Source organism: Amycolatopsis sp. NPDC005003 (genome assembly GCF_053600695.1).
Window position 1 is genome coordinate 31,332 of the sequence record NZ_JBSGAI010000011.1, and the last position, 20,757, is coordinate 52,088.

Below are 20,757 nucleotides of genomic sequence, written 5' to 3' on the forward strand. Positions count from 1 at the left end.
CGACGGTCCCCCGATCGAGGCGAGCAGTGGGCGGGCTGGGTCGCCGCCCTGCCCCTCGCCCCGCACCGGCGCGAAGGGGAACACCCGGCCACGTCACACCGGCGGCCCGAGTTCGGCCGCCTCAGCCGCCGGCGGGTGGACCTTCGGCCGCGACCAGCTCGACCTCGAACCCGGCCTCGTTCTCCAGGTAAGCCGCGTAGTGGGCCGGGCCGCCCGCGTGGGGGTACCGGTCCGCGAACAGCGGCCGCCAGCCGTGAGTGAGAGCGCGGGATGCGAGGTCGTCGACCTTCTCCCGGGTGCCCACGTGCAGCGCCAGGTGGTTCAGGCCCGGCCGCGTGCGCTCGTGGTCCGGCGCGCTCAGCGCCGGCGACGCCTCGACCACCAGGTACGTCCCGCCGAGCCGCCAGCTGACTCCGGCCGGCCAGCGCTGGAACTCGCGCCAGCCCAGCTCGCCGAGGAGCCAGCCCCAGCTGCGTTCCGCGCCGGCGAGGTCCGGCACCCACAGCTCGATGTGGTGCGGCCGCCCGTGCGCCTCCGGCAGCGCCACCAGCACGCGGTGCAGGTCGCCGTAGTGCACGCCGCTGCCGACGTCGAGGAAGCCCAGGCGCGCGGCCACTTTCCGGCTCGCCGCGTTCCGCTCGTGGACCAGCGCCCACACCGCCGGGAGCCCGAGCGTGCCGAGCCCGTGGTCCAGCAGCGCGCGGGCGGCCTCGGTCGCCAAGCCGTGCCCCGCGTGCGCTTTCGCGACGTAGTAGCCCAGCTCGGGAACGCCGCTCGGCAGCTCCCCCGACGGCCGCAGGTGCGCGACGCCGATCACCTCGCCGTCGCGTTCGATCACCCAGTGCCCCTGGCCGGCCGGGCCGCGGTGGGCCAGCCGCCGGTCCACCATCGCGCTCGCCGTCGCCGGGTCGGAGAAGTCCGCCGCGAAGTACCGGCTCATCTCCGGGTCGGCGAACACCTTCACCACGGCTTCGCGGTCCGCCTCGGTCAGCGGCCGCAGCGTCAGCCGCGGCGTCGCCAGCAGCGTCATCCGGCGTGCGTGGCGAGCCAGCGCAGGGCGAGGGGGTAGCCGTCCACGCCGAGGCCCGCGATCACGGCCGTCGCGATGTCCGACAGCACGCTGTGGTGCCGGAACGCCTCCCGCTTGTGCACGTTCGAGATGTGCAGCTCGATCAGCGGCGCGGTCAGCTGCGCCGCGGCGTCGCGCACCGCGATCGAGTAGTGCGTCCACGCACCGGCGTTGAGCACCACCGGGTGGCCGCCGTCGGCCGCTTCGTGCAGCCAGCCGACCAGCTCGCCTTCGAAGTCGGTCTGCCGGACCTCGACCTCGATCCCCAGCTCACTCCCGGTCTTGACGCACAGCGCCGCGAGGTCGTCGTGCGTGGTCGAGCCGTACACCGACGGCTCGCGCTTGCCGAGCCGGCCGAGGTTGGGGCCGTTGAACACGAACGCCTTCACAGCAGCACGCTCCCGCCGCTGCGGGTCGGCTCCGCCGCGATCGCCGAGTACGCGGCCGCGAGCAGCGCCGGGTCCGGGCCCTCCAGCCGGCCGGGCTTGGCGAGCGCGTCGAGGACGACGAACCGCAGCGACCCCGAGCGGGTCTTCTTGTCGCCCTTCATGGTTTCCAGCAGCTGCGGCAACGCATCGGCGTCGTACGTCGTCGGCAGGCCGAGCAGCTTCAGCACGGAAGCGTGGCGCTCGGCCGTGGCGTCGTCGAGCCGGCCGGCCAGCCGCGCCAGCTCCGCGGCGAACACCAGGCCGACGCTGACCGCGGCGCCGTGGCGCCACCGGTACCGCTCGCGGCGCTCGATGGCGTGGCCGAGCGTGTGGCCGTAGTTGAGGATCTCCCGCAGGTCGGACTCGCGCAGGTCGGCGGCCACGACGTCGGCCTTCACCCGGATCGACCGCCGGACCAGCTCGGCCAGCACCTCGCCGGTCGCGTCGAGCGCGGCGGCCGGACCGGCCTCGATCAGCTCGAGGATCCGCGGGTCGGCGATGAAGCCGGCCTTGACGACCTCGGCCATCCCGGCGACGAGCTCGTTCGGCGGGAGCGTCTCCAGCGTCGCGAGGTCGACGAACACCGCGCTCGGCTCGTGGAACACCCCGACGAGGTTCTTGCCGGCCTCGGTGTTGATGCCGGTCTTGCCGCCGACCGAGGCGTCGACCATGCCGAGCAGCGTGGTCGGCACGTTGACCAGCCGGACCCCGCGCATCCACGTGCCCGCCACGAACCCGGCGAGGTCCGTGACGGCGCCACCGCCGAGGCCGACCACGGCGCCGCGGCGGTCCAGCCCCATCCGGCCGAGCACCTCCCAGCAGAAGCCCGCGACGCTCAGCGCCTTGCCGTCCTCGGCGTCCGGGATCTCGACGCGGTGGGCGTCGAGGCCCGCGGCGGTGAGCTCGTCGCGGATGGCTTCGGCCGTGGCGGTCAGCGTGGGCGGGTGGATCAGCGCGATCTTCGAGGCGTCGGCCAGGTGCTCGGTGAGGTCGCCGAGCAGGCCGCGCCCGACCACGACGTCGTAGGGCTGGGCGGTGGCGACGGGGATGCGCACCGGATCGGACACGGGGTGACTCACTCCTTGGCTTCGGCGGGAGCGGCGAGCTCCGCCACGAGGTGCGCGACGATCTCGGAGGGCGTCCGGTCGTCGGTGGCGATCTCGACGGTGGCGACCTCGCGGTAGACGGGCACCCGCTCGTCGAGCAGTTTCTTGAAGGTGGCGCGGGGGTTCACCCCGGCCAGCAGCGGCCGCGCACTCGACAGGCCGGTGCGTTGCACACCCGCCGCGAGGCCGACGTTGAGGAACACCACGGTGTGCTCGGCCAGCCGGGCCCGGGTGCCCGGGGTGAGCGGCGCGCCGCCGCCGAGGGAGAGCACGCCCTCGTGCTCCGCCAGCGCGGTGGCGACCGCTTCTTCTTCCAGCGCGCGGAAAGCGGGTTCGCCGTCTTCCGCGAAGATGTCGGAAATGCTGCGCCCGGTGCGCGCGACGATGTCGTCGTCGCTGTCGCGGAATTCGACGCCGAGCGCCGTCGCCAGCAGTGGGCCGACCGTGCTCTTGCCCGAGCCGGGCGGCCCGACGACCACCGCGCGAGGACTCACCACCGCTCCTCGAGGGCCTTGAGGTACGCCTCGGCGTTGCGCTTGCTCTCGGCGAGCGAGTCGCCGCCGAACTTCTCGAGCGCGGCGTCGGCGAGGATGAGCGCCACGACCGATTCCAGCACGACGCCGGCTCGCGGCACGGCGCAGACGTCCGACCGCTGGTGGATGGCCACCGCGGGCTCGCCGGTCTTGACGTCCACTGTGGACAGTGCTTTGGGGACGGTCGAGATCGGCTTCATGGCCACCCGGACGCGCAGCGGCTCGCCGTTGGTGATGCCGCCTTCGAGGCCGCCCGCGCGGTTGGACCGGCGGGTGACGCCGACCGGGCCGGAGCCGCGGTCGATCTCGTCGTGGGCCTGGCTGCCCCAGCGGCGTGCGGTCGTGAAGCCGTCACCGACCTCGACGCCCTTCATCGCCTGGACGCCCATCAGCGCGCCGGCCAGCCGTGCGTCGAGCCGGCGGTCCCAGTGGACGTGGGAACCGAGGCCCGGCGGGAGGCCGTAGGCGAGCACCTCGATCACGCCGCCGACGGTGTCGCCCGCCTTCCGCACGGCGTCGACCTCGGCGACCATCGCGTCGGTGCCTTCCTGGCTGAAGGCGCGCACCGGGCTCTCGTCGATGGCGGCCAGGTCCCCGGGCTGCGGGAGCGGGCCCTCGGGTGCGTCGGCACCGCCGATCGAGACGACGTGGCTGAGGATTTCGACGCCGAGCAGCTGCTGGAGGAAGTTGCGCGCGACGGTGCCGAGCGCGGTCCGCGACGCCGTCTCCCGGGCGCTCGCGCGCTCGAGGACGGGACGGGCCTCGTCGAAGCCGTACTTCTGCATGCCGGGCAGGTCCGCGTGGCCGGGGCGCGGGCGGGTGAGCGGTTCGTTGCGCGCGAGACCTTCGAGGATCTGGGGGTCGACCGGGTCGGCCGCCATGACCTGCTCCCACTTGGGCCACTCGGCGTTTTCGATGTGCACGGCGACCGGGCCGCCCTGGGTGAGGCCGTGGCGGACGCCGCCGAGGAACTCGATGTGGTCGGTCTCGAAGCCCATCCGCGGGCTGCGGCCGAACCCGAGCCGGCGCCGGGCCAGCTGCTCGGTGACGTCGGCGGTGGTGACGGCAACGCCCGCGGGCATCCCTTCGAGCACGGCGGCCAGCGCGGGTCCGTGCGATTCACCTGCGGTGATCCAGCGCAACATGGGCTCAATCCTGTCACGGGCACGGCGCGGGCCGGGACATGCCTCCGGTCAGCTGCACCGGCGACGAGGGCGGGCAGCCGGAGAGCGGTGGCGGTGGCGAAGATCGGGAAGGTCATGACTCCAGGCTGCTGCCGCGGGGTTGCGCACGGCAATCACCGGTTGCCGCGAACGGAGGATTCGCGACGTTTTCGGGCCGGAATCACTCCTGTGGGCGACTTCCCGCGAGGGATCGCCCGAGCTTGGCGGCGGAACTCGCGTGATCGAGGCCGGAACTCGCGTGACCGGAGGGGCATCTCGCGTGACTGGGCGGGCATCGCACGTGACTGGGCGGGCATCTCGCGTGACTGGAGGGGCATCGCGGGGGGTGGCTCATCCGGGGCCCCCTGCGGCCCGGATGAGCCACCGGTCTCAGAGCGTCAGCCGGAGCAGGGGCAGGCCGCTCGCCAGGCGGACTTCCAGTGCGGCCAGGTCCGAGGTCTTGAGCGCCGTGCCGATCACGATGCGGGCCGTGTCGTCCGGGATCGCCTTCCACGTCGCCAGCTGGGTCTCCACCCCCGACCGCGAGACCGCCACGAGGAGGTACTCGCCGCCGCTGCGGCCGCCCGTGTAGCTGCACGACATGTCGACCTGGGTGCCCCAGTCGAACGCCGCCAGGCGGGCGTCCGCGCGGACCGGGAACTGGCCCAGCGCCGTCATCGCCACGGAAGGGGGCGGCGCCGGCGCCGAAGGAGGCAGGGCGACCACCACGCCCAGTGCGACGCAGGCCGCGACGGCCACCGCCGCCGAGCCCGTGGTCACCGCGAACCGGATCCGGCGGCCGCGCCGGACCCGGCGGAGCACCGCCGGCAGCAGGTCCGGCGGGGGCGGGCCGGGATCGGGCAGCGAAACCGGCGTGTCGACCCTCGCCAGCAGCCCGGGCAGCCCCGCCAGCTCGCGCACCGAAGCCGCGCACCGGTCGCACGTGCGCAGGTGCTCCTCGAAGCGCTGCCGGTCCTCGGGGGCGAGCGCCCCGAGCACGTACGCGGCGTCGAACGTCGCGAAAGGATCTTCGCTCACTGGGTCACTCCCCTCTCTTCGAGCACCAGGCGGAGCGCACGCAACGCGTAGTGCGTGCGCGACTTGACCGTCCCTTCGGCCACCCCCAGCTTCAGCGCCGCGTCGGCGACCGAATAGCCCTGGAAGTAGCACAGCAGCAGCACCTCGCGGTGCCGTTCCGACAGCTCGGCCAGCGCCTCGGCGACCAGCCAGCCCTGCACCGCGCGGTCGGTGCCGTCGGCGACGACGCGGTCCGGCGGCCGGTCGGTCGGCACCTCCGACCGGGCCGACGCCGACCGCCAGCCGTCGATGGCGATCCGCCGGGCGACCGTGAAGAGCCACCCCCGCGCCGAGCCCTGCGACTGGTCCAGCACCGCCGGCGACCGCCAGGCCCGCAGCAGCGTCTCCTGGACGACGTCCTCGGCCCGGATCCGGTCGCCGGAGGTCAGGTGCAGGGCGTAGGACCACAGCGCGGCCGCGTGCTCTTCGTGCAGCGCGCGCATCAGCGCCTCTTCGGCCGCGTCCTTCACCGGCAACGCCTCAGACCGCGGCGCGGCGCCGGTCCTTCACGAACAGCAGCGCCAGACCGCCCACGATGCAGACCGCCTCGGTGATCACGCCCCAGTACTCCGGCTGGCTGTTGAACTGGTCGTGGTTCCCCATGAACCCGACGGTCGCGGCCAGCACGTACGCGCCGAGCGTCAGCGCCCCGAACCCGGCCGCGCCCAGCGCCGGCAGCCAGTGCCGCCAGGCGAGCACCGCGATCGCCAGCACCAGCCCGGCGATGGCGTCGAGCAGGAACAGCGTCCCGGTGATGCCCGGGTAGTCCTGCGTCCACAAGAAGTAGTGCACGCCCGCCGAGCCCAGCAGCGCGGCCGCCACGACGATGCGTAGAACCCAACTCACCATGATCGTTCCTCCACTCCACACCCACTCCGGTACATACACGGAACAGGGGGCGATCCGGTTCACCGGGAATTGAACCGATCGGGTGGTGCTCTCGTTCTTTAGGTCATGACAGCCGAACTGCACTCCCGCCGCACCGTCCTGACCACCGGTGCCGCCGTCGCCGGTGCCGCCGTCGGCGCCGTCGCCCTCACCGCCTGCTCCTCGGAATCGAACGGCAAATCGGGCACCGCGCAGGCGCCGATCGCCGCCGGGACGCCGCTGGTCGCGCTCGCCGAGGTCCCGGTCGGGCAGGCGAAGGCGGCGAAGGCGCCGGACGGCTCCGACGTGATCGTGGCCCGGACGTCCGAGTCGGCCTGTGCCGCGTTCAGCGCCGTGTGCACGCACCAGGGCTGCACGGTCGCGCCGAAGGGCGCCGACCTGGTCTGCCCGTGCCACGGTTCGGTGTTCAACGCGCTCACCGGCGAGGTCAAGCAGGGCCCGGCGAACAAGCCGCTGCCGTCGGTGCCGGTCAAGGTCGAGAACGGGAAGGTCGTCACCGGCTGACGAGCCGGCCGCGCGAACGGGCCCTTGTGGACGTGCGTCCACAAGGGCCCTTCGTGTGACAGAACGAACTCAGGCGTCCCAGGCGAACAGCTTCTCACCGGCGGCGACGTCGCGCTCGGTGTCCAAACCGGACAAAACCTCCGCCGAGGCGTCCAGCGCGACGACCGGGACGATCGCCGAGTAGCCCGCCGCGGTCACCGCTTCCGGGTCCCAGCCGACGATCGGCTGGCCGGCCCGCACCTGCTCGCCCTTGACGACGTGCAGCGTGAAGCCTTCGCCCTTCTCCTTGACCGTGTCGATGCCGAGGTGGACCAGCACGGCCTTCCCGTCTTCGGTGGCGATGACGTAGGCGTGCGGGTGCAGCGTCGCCACCGTGCCGTCGACCGGCGCGACCGCGTCCGACCGGCCGCCCGCGGGCTGCACCGCGATGCCCGGCCCCACCATGGCCTGCGCGAACACCGGGTCGGGGACCTCGGTGATCGGCACCACGCGCCCGGCGACCGGGCTGAGGATGTCGAAGCTCACAGCAGGTCCTCGATGTCGCTGGCGATGGTGTCCGCCTCCGGCCCGACGATCACCTGCAGGGCGGTCGACCCCATCTTGACCACGCCCATCGCGCCGGCCTTCTTGAGCGCGCCCTCGTCGACGAGGCTCATGTCCTCGACCTCGCAGCGCAGCCGCGTGATGCAGCCCTCGACCTCGGTGAGATTGCCCGCGCCGCCGAGTGCCGCGAGGATCTTTTCGGGCCTGTCATCCGCCATCGCGGTCTCCTTGATCACTGTTTGTTCCCAACCTGACGCGAACCGCGTGTCCACCTGTACTACGCCGTTCGTCCGCTTGCACCCCGCCGCGGGCCACGAACGGATAACGGTGGTTGACACCCGTCCGCGCGGCGGAGCATCCTGCCCCATCAGATCATTGGTCTAGACCGGAACGTACCAATGTTCGGGGCCGGACGCGAGCACCGGTCCCCCGGTGCGAGAGAACGAGGAGGGTGACGCCGATGAGCGCGGCAGCGCACGTCCCGCCGCCCGACAAGGTCGTCAACGGGCCCACGCCCAAGCACGCCCAGCTGCGGGAAATCCTCCGCCGCACGGTGGAGCGCGAGCTCCCGCCGGGTGCGCCGATCCCGTCCGAACGCGAGCTGGCCCAGCGCTACGGCGTGTCGCGGCTCACGGTCCGGTCGGCGATCGGCAAGCTGGTCGAGGAGGGCCTGCTCGCCCGGGTCCGCGGCAAGGGCACGTTCACCGCGGCCCGGCGGATGGAGTTGCAGCTCTACCTGATGTCGTTCACCGACGACATGCGGAGGCGGGGGCTGACCCCGACGACCGAGGTGGTCTCGGCGGCCACCGAGGTGCCGCCCACCGCCTCGGCGCACGCCCTCGGCCTGGCCGAGGGCGCCACGGCGCACCGCCTGGTGCGCCTGCGCCACGCCGACGGCGTGCCACTGGCCGTCGAGCGCGGCTGGTACCACGCGGGCCGGGCCCCCGGCCTGCTCGGGCTCGACCTGACCCAGTCCATCTACGCGCAGCTGGCCGAGACGTACGGTGTGCGTCCCGACCAGGCGTGGCAGACGGTCTGGGCCGAAGGCGCGGACCGCGAGACGGCCCGGCTGCTCGGCATGCGTGCCGGCAGCCCCCTGCTCGTGTTCCGGCGGGTCTCCAGGGCCAACGGAGACCCCATCGAAGACATCACGTCCTGGTACCGGGGAGATCACTACCAGGTGACCATGCAGTTGGACCGGAACACCCCGGAACCCGGTCAACCACCCCACTATGGAGGATCCTGATGAGCTCCACCACCGCGGAGGGGGCGAAGAAGAGCGGCAGCGGTCTCGCCGGTCTTCAGCGCTTCGGCCGTAGCCTCATGCTCCCGATCGCCGTGCTCCCGGCGGCGGGCATCCTGCTCCGGTTCGGGCAGGACGACATGCTCGGCAAGGACGGCCTCGGCTGGAACAAGGTCGCTTCGGTGCTGGGCGCCGCGGGCGGCACGCTGTTCAACTGGCTGCCACTGCTGTTCGCGGTCGGCATCGCCGTCGGCTTCGCCAAGAAGGGCGACGGCTCGACCGCCGTCGCGGCGGTCGTCGGCTTCTTCGTCTTCAGTTCCGTCGTCCAGGTGTTCGCCCCGCTCAAGGACCTGCCGAAGTACACGGCCGGTGTCACCGAGCTCCAGCCGATCAAGTGGCCGTACTCGGTGCTCGCGGGTGTCGTGGTCGGCATCGTGGCGGCGCTGCTGTGGCAGAAGTACCACCGCATCAAGCTGCCCGCCTACCTGGCGTTCTTCGGCGGCCGCCGGTTCGTCCCGATCATCACCGCGGGTGTCATGGTGATCCTCGGCGTGCTCTTCGGCCTGGTCTTCCACTGGGTCAACAGCGGCATCGAGGCCGCCGGTGACGCGGTCACCGCCTCCCCGGTCGTCGGTGGCGGCATCTACGGCGCGCTGAACCGCCTGCTCATCCCGGTCGGTCTGCACCAGCTGCTGAACGTCCCCGTCTGGTTCATCTTCGACGGCGGTGACATCAACAACTTCGTCGCGGGCAAGATGTCGGCGGGCGCCTTCACCACGGGCTTCTTCCCGATCTTCATGTTCGCGCTGCCGGCGGCCGCACTGGCCATCTGGCAGACGGCCCGCCCGGCGCAGAAGAAGGTCGTCGGCGGTGTGATGATCGCCGGCGCGCTGACCTCGTTCCTGACCGGTGTCACCGAGCCGATCGAGTTCTCGTTCATGTTCGTCGCGTGGCCGCTGTACCTGTTCCACGCGGTCATGACCGGCACCTCGCTGGCGATCTGCAATGCGCTGGGCATCCACCAGAGCTTCAACTTCTCGGCCGGCGCGATCGACTACCTGCTCAACTTCGGCGCCCCGGCGGCGCAGAAGCCGTGGCTGCTGATCCCGATCGGCCTCGTCTACGCGGTGATCTACTACGTGGTCTTCCGGTTCGCGATCACCAAGTTCAACCTGCGGACCCCGGGCCGCGAGGACGACTCGATCGAGGCCGACCTCGACCGCACCGCCGCCGTCTAAGCTCCGTACCGACGAAAACCCGTAGAGAGGACGAACATGCCGGAGAAACGCGTCGCCGTGGCCAGCAAGGTGGGGCTGCACGCCCGGCCGGCCGCGCTGGTGGCGAAGGCGGCCGCGGCGCAGCCCGTCGCGGTGCAGATCGCCAAGGCCGGCGGAGACCCGGTGGCCGCCGGCAGCGTGCTCAACCTGATGACGCTGGCCGCCGGCTACGGCGACGAGGTCGTCATCAGCGCCGAGGGCGAGGGCGCCGAGGAGGCCGTGGAAGCGGTCGCCCAGCTCGTCGCCACCGACCTCGACGCCTGACGAACACCCGCGAAGGCCTCCGCACCGGTCCCCGACACCGGTGCGGGGGCCTTCGTTTCGTAGGGTGGGCGCATGGAGAGCGTGCGCCTGATCGACGAGTGGCCGGTGGACAACGCCGCGACGGCCGTGGTGGCCGCGGACGGGAACGTCGTCGGCAGCCACGGCGACACCGCGCGGAAGTTCCGGCTGGCCTCGGTCTCCAAGCCGCTGACCGCCTACGCCGCGCTCATCGCGGTCGAAGAAGGCGTCGTCGAGCTCGACACCCCGGCCGGGCCCGAGGGCTCGACCGTGCGGCACCTGCTGGCCCACACCTCCGGGCTCGCCTTCGACGCGCACAAGGCGGTGGCCGCGCCGGGCACCCGGCGGCTCTACTCCAACGCCGGGTTCGAGCAGCTGGCCGACGCGCTGGCCGAGCACTCCGGCATCCCGTTCGCGCAGTACCAGGCCGAGGCGCTGTTCGCCCCGCTCGGCATGACTTCGACGGCCCTCGAAGGCTCACCCGCGTCCGGTGCGGTGTCCACTGTGGACGACCTGGTCGCCTTCGCCGCCGAACTGCAGGCCCCGAAGCTGCTCGACCCGGCCACCGTCGCCGAAGCGACGGACGTCGTGTTCCCCGGGCTTTCCGGGGTGCTGCCCGGCTTCGGGCACCAGAAGCCCAACGACTGGGGCCTGGGCTTCGAAATCCGCGACCACAAGAGCCCGCACTGGACCGGCGCGCGCAGTTCACCGCGGACGTTCGGCCACTTCGGCCAGTCGGGCACGTTCCTCTGGGTCGACCCGGATGCCCGCGCGGCCTGCGTCGCGCTGACCGATCGGGCGTTCGGCCTGTGGGCCGCCGAGGTCTGGCCGCGCTACACCGACGCCGTCCTGGCGGAACTGGGCGCGTGAAGCGGGCCTTCTTCGCCGCTCTCCTGCTGCTCACCGCCTGCAGCGCCCCGGCGGCCGCGCCCGCACCACCACCCGCGCCCTCGCCGGAAGTGCCCGGCCCTCCCCCGGCCCTCGGCACGAACGGCGCCGCGGTCCCGGCGCTGCGCTGGGCGCCCTGCCACGGGCCGTTCCAGTGCGCGGCCGCGACCGTGCCGCTGAGCTACCGCGAGCCGAAGGGCGCCACGATCACGCTGTCGGTGATCCGGCGGCCGGCGGACGACCCGGGCCGGCGGCTCGGCTCGCTGTTCGTCAATTTCGGCGGGCCGGGCGCGGACGGCGTCGGCGAGCTGACGCGGTTCGCCGCCCGCTACCCGCCGGAGCTGCGCGCCCGGTTCGACCTGGTGAGCTTCGACCCCCGCGGGATCGGCGGCTCGGCGCCGATCGGCTGTCCGGGCGCGGACCACCTCCCACCGGCCGGGTCGCCGCTGCGGCAGCCGGACGCGTTCTTCGCCGCGAGCGCGGCGACCGGCCGGGCCTGCGCCGCCTCGGGCGCGCTCCTGGCCCACCTCTCGACGGCGAACGTCGCACGGGACATGGACCTCCTGCGCCAGGCCGCCGGCGACGCCTCGCTGAACTTCTACGGGTACTCCTACGGCACGTACCTGGGCGGCACGTACGCGAACCTCTTCCCGGACAAGGTCCGCGCGATGACCCTCGACGGCACGCTCGACCTGGTCGCCAACGCCACCGGCAAGCCGGGCCAGGAGCAGCAGCCGGTGGACGTGCGGGCCGACGTCGCCGCGGCCCAGCAGCAGGAGCTGGACCAGTTCTTCGCGGTGTGCGCGGCGGCCGGGCCGAAGTGCGCCTTCTCCGCGGGCGACCCGGAGGCGAAGTTCGCCGGGATCTTCGCGCACGCGTCCCGGGGGCCGGGCGTGAGCTCCCTGATGAAGACGGTGAGCAGCGCGCTGTACCAGTCCGGCCGGTGGAAGCGGCTGGCCGAAACCCTGGCCGCGATGCCGTCGGATCCGGGCGGCGCCTCGCCGGTCCTGGACCCGTACGTGCCGGCGCACTCGCCCGGGTTCCTGGCCGTCCAGTGCGTCGACAGCGACAACCCTCGGGCGCCCGCGGACTACGCCGCCCTCGCCACGCGGGAAAGCGCGCGGCAGCCGTACTTCGGGCTGAGCGCGGTGTATTCGATGGCCCAGTGCATCGGCTGGCCGGCCCACGACGACGACCGGTACACCGGGCCGTGGAACCGGCCGCGGATGAACCCGGTGCTGGTGCTGAACAACCGCTTCGACCCGGCGACACCCCTGCACAACGCCGAGGCGACGGCCGCCGAACTCGGTGACGGCCGCGTGCTCGTCGTGGACGGCTACGGCCACACGTCGCTGGACGTCCCGAGCGCCTGCGCGTCGGCGGCCGTGGTGCGCTACCTGACCGAGCTCACCGCACCGCCGCCGGGGACGACGTGCGCGCCGGACGCGGTTCCTTTTCCCTGACGGAAAATCGCCGACCGGACGTGATGCCCAACGGCCCGGTGGGGACAGGGTCCAACGGCCCTGCCCCCGCCCGGGCGCGGGTGGTGTCATGTAAGGGTGCAGGCCCGCCGCAGGGCCGGTGCGGGGACCTCGGGCCCCGGCGGGCCGCACACCTTCTTCACTCCATGACGCGGATCGGCGATCCCGCCTGGTAGGCGGCGATGTCCTCGATCGCGTCGCCGTAGAAGATCTCGTAGACCTCGCGGGTGACGAAGCCGATGTGCGGCGTCAGCACCGCGTTGTCGAGTGTCCTCAGTGGATGGTCGGCCGGGAACGGCTCGGTGTCGTAGACGTCCAGTGCGGCGGCGCGGATTTCCTTGCGCCGCAACGCGTCCACCAACGCGGCTTCGTCGACGATCGGGCCGCGCGAGGTGTTCACCAGCAGCGCCGTCGGCTTCATCGCGGCGAGCTCGGCCGCCCCGACCAGGCCGCGGGTGCGCTCGCCGAGCACCAGGTGGATGGACAGCACGTCCGCGCGCGCGAACAGCTCGTCCTTGGTCACCGCGGTGACGCCGTGCGGGTCCGCCTTCTCCTGGGTCAGGTTCTGGCTCCAGGCGATGGTCTCCATCCCGAAGACCTGCCCGATCTTCGCCGCGCCCGCGCCGAGCCTGCCGAGGCCGAGCAGGCCGAGCGTCTTGCCGTGGAGCATGGTGCCGACGCCCGTCTGCCAGCCGCCCTCGCGCATGGACCGGAACTCCTGCGGCAGGTTCCGCGAGGCGGCGAGGATCAGCGCCCAGGTGTGCTCGGCGGTCGGCTCCCCGATGTAGCCGGTGGCGGACACGACGACGCCGCCCCGCCGCGCGGCGGCGACGTCGATGGCCGCGTTCCGCTTGCCCGTGCTGACCAGCAGCTTCAGGTCCGGGAGGGCGCCGAGGACCTCGGCCGGGAACCGGGTGCGCTCACGCATCGCGACGATGCATTCGAAGCCCTGCAGCTGCTTGACGACGTCGGTCAGGGGTTCGGTGAAGACCGTGATGTCGGCCTTGAGCGAGTCCCAGTCACCGAAGGTGAGGGCGACGTTCTGGTAGTCGTCGAGAATGGCGATCCGCATGGCCTCACCGTAGTGGCCGCCTCAGCCGGCGGCAGGCGGCTCCCCGGGGAAGAGGATGGGGCTGAGCAGGTACCGCGTGCGGTCCGGGGTGGCCGGGTTGGCCAGCCGCGGGAGGATCGCGGCGCGCAGTTCGCCGACCATGGCGACGAGCTCGTCCCGGCTCAGCCAGATCGCGTGCTGCTGGTAGCCGACGGGGTCGGCCGACGGGTCGGCGCCGGTCCGGTCGAGGTAGGCGTCGAACTCGGCGACCAGGGTGGCGACCGCCACGGCGAACGCGCGCCGGTGGTCCTCGGCCGACATCGACGCGGCCGTGGCGGGGTCGACGGACGCCCGGTCCCGGCGCAGCCGGTAGTGGCGCTCGACCGCGCCGCGGACCCGGCGTTCGCCGGCCACCTCCAGGATCCCGCCGGCGGCGAGCTGCTCGACGTGCCGGTAGAGCATGGCTTTCGAGACGTCCGGCAGGAGCGAGCCGAGCTGGGCGGTGGTGAGCGTCCGCTCGCCGCGCAGGGCGTGCACGATCCGCAGCCGCACCGGGTGTCCCAGCAGTTCCATGATGTCCACTGCCCAATGTTCTCATGACGTGATACCGTTCGCAAAACTCGAGAACAATGGGGGTGGGATGACGGATGCAGCTGCGGTCGCCCTGGCGGTCGTCGACCTGACGGCAGCGGGCCGGTTCGCGGAGGTCGAGGCGCGGTTCGCGCCGCGGCTGCGGGCCGCGGCGTCGGCCGGGACGCTCCGGGTCGGCTGGGAGACGGAGATCGCCAAGGCCGGGCCGGTCCGGGCGGTCGGCGAACCGGTGAGCGAACCGGCGAAGGCGGGCCTGGTCCGGGTGAGCGTCCCGGTGACCTGCGAGCGCGGCGGCCTCACCGTGGTCATGTCGGTCGACGACGCCGGCCTGCTGCACGGTCTCCGGCTCGCGCCACCGGCCGGCACGTCCTGGACCCCTCCGGCCTACGCCGGGCCGGGCCGGTTCACCGAGCGCGAGGTCACCGTCGGCACCGGCCCGCTCGCGGTGCCCGGCACGCTCACCGTCCCGCGGAGGCGCGGCCCGCGGCCGGGGCTGGTGCTGCTCGCGTCGGGCCCCGCCGACCGCGACCTGACGACCGGGCCCAACAAGCCGTTCAAGGACCTGGCGTGGGGGCTGGCCTCCCGCGGCGTCGCGGTGGCCCGGTTCGACAAGGTGACCCACGTCCACCCGGAGACCGGCGCCGCGCCCGGCTTCACGATGGCCGACGAGTACGTGCCGCACGCGGTCGCCGCCGTCCGCCTGCTGCAGGAGCACCGGGCCGTGGACCCGGCGCGGGTGTTCGTCCTGGGCCTCAGCGGCGGCGGCAAGGCCGTTCCGCGGATCGCGGCCGCCGAGCCGTCGATCGCCGGCCTGATCAGCCTGGCCGGCGACACGCTGCCGTTGCCACGGGCGGCCGTCCGGGTCGCCCGCTACCTGGCCGAAGTGGCCCCGGGCCCGGCCACCACGGCGGCCGCCGAGTCGGTCGAGCGGCAGGCGGCGCTCGTCGAGAGCCCCGAGCTGTCACCCTCGGCGCCGGCGGCGGACCTGCTGTTCGGCTGGCCGGCGTCGTACTGGCTGGACCTGCGCGGCTACGACCCGGTCGCGACCGCCGCCGCACTGGACAAGCCGATGCTCGTCCTGCAGGGCGGCCGCGACTACCAGGTGACCGTGGCCGGCGACCTCGCACGCTGGCAGGCGGGCCTGGCCGGGCGACCCGACGTCACGATCCGCGTGTACGAGGCCGACGACCACCTGTTCTTCCCCGGCAAGGGACCGTCCACGCCCGCGGGCTACGAGTCACCGCAGCACGTCGACCCGGCCGTGGTCGCCGACATCGCGGAGTGGATTTCCGGGACGCGCCAGCGGGCGACCACGTCCACGCGGTCCGGACGGCCGACGTGACGCAGCCCTCTTGAACGCGTTCAAAAGCGGCGCTACGGTTCACCTTGAACACGTTCAAAAAGGAGGAACCATGGACCCGATAGTCCTCGCCTACGCGCTCTACCTGCTGATCAGCATCCCGCTGACCGTGCTCGTCGCCCGCACGCTGAGCAAGCACGGCCGCACCTTCCTCACCGAGGTCTTCGCGGACAGCCCCGGCCTGGCCAACGCCGTCAACCAGCTGCTGGTCGTCGGCTTCTACCTGGTCAGCCTCGGCTTCGTGACGCTCTTCCTGACCAGCAACAGCTTCGTGGTCAGTGCCCGGGACGTGTTCGAGATGCTGTCGGTCAAGATCGGCACGGTCGCCCTCGTCCTCGGCGTCATGCACCTGTTCAACGTCCTGGTGTTCAACGGCATCCGGCGCCGCCACCTGGCCCCGAAGCCGGCCCCGGCGCCGCTTCCGGTCCCCTACCCCGGCGTGCCGCAGGCCCCGCCCTTCCCGGCTCCCTGACGGCGGCGGCGCTAACGTGCAGCGCGTGGCCAAGAGCGAGGAAACGCGGTCCCTGATCGTCACGACCGCGATGCGGCTGTTCACCGAGAACGGCTACGACCGCACGACGATGCGCGCGATCGCCGCCGAGGCGGGTGTCTCCGTCGGGAACGCCTACTACTACTTCTCGTCCAAGGAACAGCTGATCCAGGGCTTCTACGACGAGATCGCCCGTCGGCACCTGGCGATGGCGCGGCCGCTGCTGGACGGCGAGACCGGCTTCGCGGCCCGCCTCAAGGCGGTGCTGTTGTGCTGGCTCGACATCGCCGAGCCCTACCACCGCTTCGGCACGCAGTTCTTCGTCAACGCGGCCGACCCGGAGTCGCCGCTGAGCCCGTTCAGCGACGACTCCTCGGCCGCCCGCGAGGCCTCGATCGGCCTGATGCGCGAGGTCGTCGACGGCTCCGACGTCAAGCTCGACCCGGAACTGCGGGCGCAGCTGCCGGAGCTGCTCTGGCTCTACCAGATGGGCGTGGTGCTGTTCTGGGTCCACGACCGCTCGGCGGGCACGAAACGCAGCCGGCTGCTGGTCGAGCGCAGCGTCCCGCTGCTGGCCCGGCTGGCCGCGCTCTCCCGGCTGCGGGTGTTCCGCCCGGTCAGCCGGGAGATCGTCGACCTGATCCAAGAGCTTTCTAAACGGGATTGACCGCGCGTAACACTCTGCAGGCTTTGAGCGACCCCTTCGACAGCCTGTACGCCGCGGAGAGGTGACTGGGGTGCCGCTGAGTCTTGCCCAGATCGTCAGCATCGTGGCGGGCTTGGCCGTCGCGGTGACCGGGTACGTCTACCAGAAGCGCAAGTACCTCAAGTCGCTCACGCGCGATCTCGGGCTGGAGACCTTCCCGCAGTACGTCGTCCGTGGAATCGGCTCTCGGCTGGTCCGCCGGCTCCGTCCCCGGGCCGCCGCCCGGCTTAGCCTCCGGGACTTCGCCCTGAACCGCCTCGCGGCGAGTTCGAACCGGCTCCTCGTACCGGCGGCAATGCCCGTCGATCTCGTGCTGGACGACATGTTCGTCCCACTGACGGCCACCACCACCGACCGAAGCCGGCTTTCGGCCGACCAGATCCTGCACAGCGAGCACAGCAGGATCCTGCTCGTCGGCGACCCCGGATCCGGCAAGTCGACCCTGGTCAAACGGATCTACCGCGACATCTGCCGCGCGGCGATCGCCACCCACGACGTCCGCTTCGCCCGGATCCCGGTCCGGATCGAACTCAAGAACCTCAATCCGGGAAAAGTCCTACGTGCGGAGGACAGCCTGGTCAAAGCCGTCGAGAACCAGGTCACGTCGATCAACACCTACGCGAGCCAGAACCTGTACGACTCGTTCGCCGACACCGGCCGGATCACCGTTCTCCTCGACGGCTTGGACGAGGTGAACACCAGCGAGTTCGACGCCGTCTCCGCCGAGATCACGAAGCTCTGCAACCACCTGGCCCAAAGACACGCGGACAACCAGGTGGTCGTGACAACCCGGCGCCAGCTCTACGTCAACCTTCCCCCCGACTTCACCGACACCTTCGACGCACACCTCACCCTGGAACCGTTCACCGCCGACGACATGTATGAGTTCCTGCGCAAGTGGCCCTACCGAACATTTCCGGAACGGCACCTGTCGCGCATCTTCGGCAATCTCGCCGCCCAGCCGAATATCCGCAGCATGTGCGAGACGCCCTTGATCCTCGCGATGTACGTCGCGACAGATCAGATCACCGGCGGAGAAGGCCTGCCGGAAACCCGGCCCGATTTCTACCGAGCCGTGGTCGACGAGCTGCTCGTGCGACGCAGGGGTCGCCAGCTCGGCCTGACCACCGGCCTCAACGTCCTTCGCCGGACCCGGCAGCAGGTGCTGGGCCGGATCGCCCTCGAGCACCTGCTCGACGGGAGCCAGTCCCGCAATGCCCTCGACTGGTCGAAGGCGGTGAAGATCGTCCAGGAGGAAGAAGAACTCTCCGAGGCTGACGCCGGGACCCGCCTCCGGGAGCTGTCGCGGGACACCGGCTTGTTCACCGAGGAAAGACCGGAAGAGACGCTGCGGTTCGTCCACCTCACGTTTTGCGAGTTCCTCGCCGCGGATGCCGTCGACCGCGGCGACGACGAAACCTGGCAGCGGATCACGCGGACGGTCGACGAAAGCGCCGACGAAGCTCTCGGGCGGCGGTTCGGCGAACGACTGGCGGAAGTGATCGTCTTTTCCGCCGCCCTGCAGAAGAACGACCGGTTACGCGGGGAACGCGTGTTGTGGGCCATCCACGCCGACATCGAACTGGGCCTGCGGGCCGTCATCGACTGCCAGCCGTACGACGACGAGCTCGTGATGGCCGAGCTGACACGGATCGCGGACGCTGCCGCCCACGAGGCCGAGCGGGGCGAGAACTGGTTCCACCTGTTCCGGTTGATCGCCATCGCCCTCCGCGACCGTGAGCTGGCCGAGAGCTCGATCACCGGCCGCCGGTCCAGCCACCTGGAGCCGTTCTTCGTCAGCGTGACGACGGGCATTCAAGGGAGCTTCGACCCGCTGTTCCTCTCCTACCTGCGCCTCGACCCCGGCGCCGCCCTCGAATTGGCCCGGTCGCTCGGCCTCGAACTCGCCACGGACCGTCCGGAGTTGCTGATCAAGGTCGTCGACGAACCAGCCGTACTGGCTCAGGCCATCGCCGAATTCCAGAGCAGCAAAGAGGGGCTCAGAGACTGGGCCCGGATACTGGCGATCGGCGGGTTCTACCACGAGAGCGTGGGCAACCGGGTCGATTCGACGACCGCGGCCGTGCTCCCGCTGGACGCATGGCTCCCCCCTCGAGCAGGACAGAAGAGATGCTGGTACAGCGGCGTCCTCGAAAAATCCATTGGTGGCATCGTCCTGGAGGCGGCGTGCCAGTGGCCCGAGTCGTCGGCCTGCCTTAGATTTCTCGCCACCATGCGGGTTCCTCGTTCATATCGCACTTTGAGCATCAAGCGCGCCTTCTCCCTGCTCACCCTGGTGAAGCTGGTTGTCATCCTGTCCGCTTTCGCACTTCTCAGTCAACTGGAACTGCTCTTTCCTGCAGAGATCGCGCTTTCGGCAGGCCTGGCTTCACTCGGCTACCTCCTCTCCTTCCTGCCGGAACGTTTCGAGCATAAAGACCGGCTTCTGAAGCACGTGGCCGACGCCATTTCGATCCGCCCCCCGCTTCCGGCCGTTCACCAATTGCTCGAAACCGTCACGGCGAACCCGGAAACCAGCACGAGAGCGATCGCCCGAATAGCCCGCCGAATCGGGCGGGACGAAAAGGACAAGTACGGATCGTCCCTGCACTGGCTTCGCGTTCCGATCCCCACAGTCCTGACCTTGAACCCGGCCACCCGGCTCGACCTCTTCGAGGTCATGCAGGAGGCCTTGGTCGACTTGGAGGTCGAGTCCGACGAGCCGGAAACCCGGCGATCCACGGTGATGAGCGAGGCTGGAGGGGACTCCCGACGAAGTCCCCTCCAGCCGGAGCTCACGCCGAAGGACTGACCGCGCGGAAGTACAGGAACCGCGGCTTGGTCCGCAGGTTCGCCGCCCACTTCGGGTCGGCCTGCTCGGCCTCCGGGACCGGCATCGGCTCCACCAGGCGGTCCACCGCGAAGCCCGCGTCACGGACCGCCTGGAACGTCCAGCTCAGCGGGCGCCGGTGGAAGCGCACCACGGTGCCCGGCGGGAACTCGTCCTCCAGCAGCTCGAGCTCGAAGTAGTTCTCCTTGCCGAACCAGCGCCAGTCCTCACCCGGGTGGTGCACCGAGAACACCAGTGCCCCACCGGGCTTGAGCACCCGGCGGAACTCGGCCAGCGTCGGCCCCCAGTCCGCCAGGTAGTGCAGCACGAGCGACGCGGTGACGACGTCGATCGAGGCGTCCGGCAGGTCCAGGGGCCGGGCGATGTCCGCGACCTCGAACCGGGCGACGTCGCCGAACTTCCGGCGCGCGACCGCGATCATCCCCGCGCTCGAGTCGACGCCGAAGACGTCGGCGCCCCGGTCGGCCAGGAGCGCGCTCAGGTGCCCGGCCGCGCAGCCGACGTCCAGCACGCTCAGCCCGGCGACGTCCCCGGCCAGGTCGAGGATCGCCGGCCGGTCGTAGAGGGCGTTGGTGACGGACTTCTCGGCGTGCTCGGCGTAGGCCTCGCTGTGGCCGTCGTACTGCGCGGCCCGCGCGCGGCCGAGGATCTCCTCCACCACCTCCGTCTTGGCGTCGGCGTAGTTCTGGATGTACTTCCACGTCCTCGCGGCCAGCTCACGCTTCTTCGCCGCGTACAGCTCCAGCTCCTCCGGGTGCGCGCGCAGGCGGTCGCGGAAGAGGCGGTAGCGCGGCGTCTGGCCGTTGCCCGGCGAGTAGACGTGCAGGTTGATGTTCGTGTCCGGGCCCTTGAAGCAGCGGTGCTTCTCCCAGTCCGGCTCGCGGATGACGAGCCGGTAGCCCGCCGCTTCCAGCGCCGGGACGTAGGCCGCCTCGTCGTCGGAATCCGGCACCTCGAGGAGGATGTCGACGATCGGCTTGGCGCACAGCCCCGGCACCGACGTCGAGCCGACGTGCTCGAGCACGAGCACCCGCTCCCCCAGCACGCCCCGGATCCGCTCGGCTTCGCGTTCGAAGAGCTTCGGCCACTCCGGGTCGTAGTCGGCGAGCACCACGGTCGAGTTGAGCTTCGGCGCTTCGCCGACCCACGCCGCCTGGACCTGCTCGTCGCTCAACGCTTCTTGACTGGTCATTCCCGTGAAGACCCCCTTCATTTGGGCAGTCCAC

At 71.5% G+C, this 20,757-nt stretch carries 23 protein-coding genes; 10 read left to right on the forward strand and 13 right to left on the reverse strand.

The genetic code is table 11. From position 1 onward, the window contains the following. Window positions 1-121: 121 nt before the first annotated feature. The 8 genes from ACWED2_RS15045 to ACWED2_RS15080 all read right to left on the reverse strand — a co-directional run bounded on the left by ACWED2_RS15045 (window position 122) and on the right by ACWED2_RS15080 (window position 6,225). Entirely contained in the window at window positions 122-1,030 is a 909-nt protein-coding gene (locus tag ACWED2_RS15045; protein ID WP_449691041.1) for a GNAT family N-acetyltransferase, read from the reverse strand. After that, window positions 1,027-1,458, reverse strand: coding sequence for a type II 3-dehydroquinate dehydratase (gene aroQ, locus ACWED2_RS15050; protein ID WP_449691042.1), 432 nt, complete (start codon window positions 1,456-1,458; stop codon window positions 1,027-1,029). Before aroQ ends, ACWED2_RS15045 begins: the two co-directional genes overlap by 4 nt. Continuing rightward, entirely contained in the window at window positions 1,455-2,564 is a 1,110-nt protein-coding gene (gene aroB, locus ACWED2_RS15055) for a 3-dehydroquinate synthase (RefSeq protein ID WP_449691043.1), read from the reverse strand. The genes aroQ and aroB overlap by 4 nt, the downstream gene beginning before the upstream one ends. Before the next feature lie 8 nt (window positions 2,565-2,572). Further along, window positions 2,573-3,097 (reverse strand): shikimate kinase, encoded by a 525-nt coding sequence (locus ACWED2_RS15060; RefSeq protein WP_449691044.1) that lies wholly within the window; start codon window positions 3,095-3,097, stop codon window positions 2,573-2,575. Next, the gene (aroC, locus tag ACWED2_RS15065; protein WP_449691045.1) at window positions 3,094-4,281 is read right to left on the reverse strand and encodes a chorismate synthase; all 1,188 of its coding nucleotides are present in this window, start codon (window positions 4,279-4,281) and stop codon (window positions 3,094-3,096) included. The genes ACWED2_RS15060 and aroC overlap by 4 nt, the downstream gene beginning before the upstream one ends. 408 nt (window positions 4,282-4,689) lie before the next feature. Further along, window positions 4,690-5,337: an anti-sigma factor family protein gene (locus ACWED2_RS15070; RefSeq protein ID WP_449691046.1), complete on the reverse strand. Its 648-nt coding sequence runs from the start codon at window positions 5,335-5,337 to the stop codon at window positions 4,690-4,692. Beyond that, the gene (locus ACWED2_RS15075; RefSeq protein ID WP_449691047.1) at window positions 5,334-5,846 is read right to left on the reverse strand and encodes a sigma-70 family RNA polymerase sigma factor; all 513 of its coding nucleotides are present in this window, start codon (window positions 5,844-5,846) and stop codon (window positions 5,334-5,336) included. The genes ACWED2_RS15070 and ACWED2_RS15075 overlap by 4 nt, the downstream gene beginning before the upstream one ends. A gap of 10 nt (window positions 5,847-5,856) precedes the next feature. Then, window positions 5,857-6,225, reverse strand: coding sequence for a hypothetical protein (locus ACWED2_RS15080; RefSeq protein WP_449691048.1), 369 nt, complete (start codon window positions 6,223-6,225; stop codon window positions 5,857-5,859). A gap of 105 nt (window positions 6,226-6,330) precedes the next feature. On the opposite strand from ACWED2_RS15080, the gene ACWED2_RS15085 reads away from it, so the two are divergent. Beyond that, window positions 6,331-6,768 (forward strand): QcrA and Rieske domain-containing protein, encoded by a 438-nt coding sequence (locus tag ACWED2_RS15085; protein ID WP_449691049.1) that lies wholly within the window; start codon window positions 6,331-6,333, stop codon window positions 6,766-6,768. A 69-nt stretch (window positions 6,769-6,837) separates the two neighbouring features. Here ACWED2_RS15085 and ACWED2_RS15090 read toward each other — a convergent pair whose 3' ends face one another. Together ACWED2_RS15090 and ACWED2_RS15095 are read right to left on the reverse strand one after the other, a co-directional pair. Next, window positions 6,838-7,293, reverse strand: coding sequence for a PTS sugar transporter subunit IIA (locus ACWED2_RS15090; RefSeq protein WP_449691050.1), 456 nt, complete (start codon window positions 7,291-7,293; stop codon window positions 6,838-6,840). After that, window positions 7,290-7,529 (reverse strand): glucose PTS transporter subunit EIIB, encoded by a 240-nt coding sequence (locus ACWED2_RS15095; protein ID WP_167455364.1) that lies wholly within the window; start codon window positions 7,527-7,529, stop codon window positions 7,290-7,292. Before ACWED2_RS15095 ends, ACWED2_RS15090 begins: the two co-directional genes overlap by 4 nt. 242 nt (window positions 7,530-7,771) lie before the next feature. On the opposite strand from ACWED2_RS15095, the gene ACWED2_RS15100 reads away from it, so the two are divergent. The 5 genes from ACWED2_RS15100 (at window position 7,772) to ACWED2_RS15120 (ending at window position 12,464) form a co-directional block, all read left to right on the forward strand. Further along, a complete protein-coding gene (locus ACWED2_RS15100; protein ID WP_449691051.1) occupies window positions 7,772-8,557 on the forward strand; it encodes a GntR family transcriptional regulator in 786 nt (261 codons plus the stop codon). Next, window positions 8,557-9,792: a PTS transporter subunit EIIC gene (locus ACWED2_RS15105; protein WP_449691052.1), complete on the forward strand. Its 1,236-nt coding sequence runs from the start codon at window positions 8,557-8,559 to the stop codon at window positions 9,790-9,792. The genes ACWED2_RS15100 and ACWED2_RS15105 overlap by 1 nt, the downstream gene beginning before the upstream one ends. Window positions 9,793-9,828: 36 nt before the next feature. Then, complete coding sequence (locus tag ACWED2_RS15110) at window positions 9,829-10,095, forward strand: HPr family phosphocarrier protein (protein ID WP_285994310.1); 267 nt, start codon at window positions 9,829-9,831, stop codon at window positions 10,093-10,095. A 72-nt stretch (window positions 10,096-10,167) separates the two neighbouring features. Beyond that, a complete protein-coding gene (locus tag ACWED2_RS15115) occupies window positions 10,168-10,983 on the forward strand; it encodes a serine hydrolase domain-containing protein (RefSeq protein WP_449691053.1) in 816 nt (271 codons plus the stop codon). Then, window positions 10,980-12,464 (forward strand): alpha/beta hydrolase, encoded by a 1,485-nt coding sequence (locus ACWED2_RS15120; RefSeq protein ID WP_449691054.1) that lies wholly within the window; start codon window positions 10,980-10,982, stop codon window positions 12,462-12,464. The genes ACWED2_RS15115 and ACWED2_RS15120 overlap by 4 nt, the downstream gene beginning before the upstream one ends. A gap of 157 nt (window positions 12,465-12,621) precedes the next feature. Here ACWED2_RS15120 and ACWED2_RS15125 read toward each other — a convergent pair whose 3' ends face one another. Both ACWED2_RS15125 and ACWED2_RS15130 read right to left on the reverse strand, forming a co-directional pair. Beyond that, complete coding sequence (locus tag ACWED2_RS15125; protein WP_449691055.1) at window positions 12,622-13,554, reverse strand: D-2-hydroxyacid dehydrogenase family protein; 933 nt, start codon at window positions 13,552-13,554, stop codon at window positions 12,622-12,624. Between the two features lie 21 nt (window positions 13,555-13,575). Next, on the reverse strand, window positions 13,576-14,106 hold the full coding sequence (locus ACWED2_RS15130) for a helix-turn-helix domain-containing protein (protein ID WP_449691193.1): 531 nt from the start codon (window positions 14,104-14,106) through the stop codon (window positions 13,576-13,578). A 67-nt stretch (window positions 14,107-14,173) separates the two neighbouring features. On the opposite strand from ACWED2_RS15130, the gene ACWED2_RS15135 reads away from it, so the two are divergent. The 4 genes from ACWED2_RS15135 (at window position 14,174) to ACWED2_RS15150 (ending at window position 19,492) form a co-directional block, all read left to right on the forward strand. Beyond that, on the forward strand, window positions 14,174-15,466 hold the full coding sequence (locus ACWED2_RS15135; RefSeq protein ID WP_449691056.1) for a serine aminopeptidase domain-containing protein: 1,293 nt from the start codon (window positions 14,174-14,176) through the stop codon (window positions 15,464-15,466). A 70-nt stretch (window positions 15,467-15,536) separates the two neighbouring features. Then, window positions 15,537-15,956 carry a hypothetical protein gene (locus ACWED2_RS15140; protein ID WP_449691057.1) on the forward strand — a complete coding sequence of 140 codons (420 nt, stop codon included), beginning with the start codon at window positions 15,537-15,539 and terminating at the stop codon, window positions 15,954-15,956. Between the two features lie 25 nt (window positions 15,957-15,981). Next, window positions 15,982-16,641, forward strand: a complete 660-nt coding sequence (locus tag ACWED2_RS15145; protein WP_449691058.1) for a TetR family transcriptional regulator — start codon at window positions 15,982-15,984, stop codon at window positions 16,639-16,641. A 70-nt stretch (window positions 16,642-16,711) separates the two neighbouring features. Then, the gene (locus ACWED2_RS15150) at window positions 16,712-19,492 is read left to right on the forward strand and encodes an NACHT domain-containing protein (protein ID WP_449691059.1); all 2,781 of its coding nucleotides are present in this window, start codon (window positions 16,712-16,714) and stop codon (window positions 19,490-19,492) included. Here the strand turns inward: ACWED2_RS15150 and ACWED2_RS15155 are convergent. Beyond that, window positions 19,476-20,723: a GrpB family protein gene (locus ACWED2_RS15155; protein WP_449691060.1), complete on the reverse strand. Its 1,248-nt coding sequence runs from the start codon at window positions 20,721-20,723 to the stop codon at window positions 19,476-19,478. The two genes, ACWED2_RS15150 and ACWED2_RS15155, sit on opposite strands and share 17 nt — an antisense overlap. Between the last annotated feature and the right edge of the window lie 34 nt (window positions 20,724-20,757).

What these genes read in the sequence shown, in the direction of transcription:
- ACWED2_RS15125 (WP_449691055.1), bottom strand. Translation starts at nt 13,554, where the DNA reads ATGCGGATCGCCATTCTCGACGACTACCAGAACGTCGCCCTCACCTTC.
- ACWED2_RS15140 (WP_449691057.1), top strand. Translation starts at nt 15,537, where the DNA reads ATGGACCCGATAGTCCTCGCCTACGCGCTCTACCTGCTGATCAGCATC.
- ACWED2_RS15110 (WP_285994310.1), top strand. Translation starts at nt 9,829, where the DNA reads ATGCCGGAGAAACGCGTCGCCGTGGCCAGCAAGGTGGGGCTGCACGCC.
- ACWED2_RS15095 (WP_167455364.1), bottom strand. Translation starts at nt 7,529, where the DNA reads ATGGCGGATGACAGGCCCGAAAAGATCCTCGCGGCACTCGGCGGCGCG.
- ACWED2_RS15115 (WP_449691053.1), top strand. Translation starts at nt 10,168, where the DNA reads ATGGAGAGCGTGCGCCTGATCGACGAGTGGCCGGTGGACAACGCCGCG.
- ACWED2_RS15080 (WP_449691048.1), bottom strand. Translation starts at nt 6,225, where the DNA reads ATGGTGAGTTGGGTTCTACGCATCGTCGTGGCGGCCGCGCTGCTGGGC.
- ACWED2_RS15085 (WP_449691049.1), top strand. Translation starts at nt 6,331, where the DNA reads ATGACAGCCGAACTGCACTCCCGCCGCACCGTCCTGACCACCGGTGCC.
- ACWED2_RS15155 (WP_449691060.1), bottom strand. Translation starts at nt 20,723, where the DNA reads ATGACCAGTCAAGAAGCGTTGAGCGACGAGCAGGTCCAGGCGGCGTGG.
- ACWED2_RS15045 (WP_449691041.1), bottom strand. Translation starts at nt 1,030, where the DNA reads ATGACGCTGCTGGCGACGCCGCGGCTGACGCTGCGGCCGCTGACCGAG.
- ACWED2_RS15100 (WP_449691051.1), top strand. Translation starts at nt 7,772, where the DNA reads ATGAGCGCGGCAGCGCACGTCCCGCCGCCCGACAAGGTCGTCAACGGG.
- ACWED2_RS15130 (WP_449691193.1), bottom strand. Translation starts at nt 14,106, where the DNA reads ATGGAACTGCTGGGACACCCGGTGCGGCTGCGGATCGTGCACGCCCTG.
- aroC (WP_449691045.1), bottom strand. Translation starts at nt 4,281, where the DNA reads ATGTTGCGCTGGATCACCGCAGGTGAATCGCACGGACCCGCGCTGGCC.
- ACWED2_RS15105 (WP_449691052.1), top strand. Translation starts at nt 8,557, where the DNA reads ATGAGCTCCACCACCGCGGAGGGGGCGAAGAAGAGCGGCAGCGGTCTC.
- ACWED2_RS15135 (WP_449691056.1), top strand. Translation starts at nt 14,174, where the DNA reads ATGACGGATGCAGCTGCGGTCGCCCTGGCGGTCGTCGACCTGACGGCA.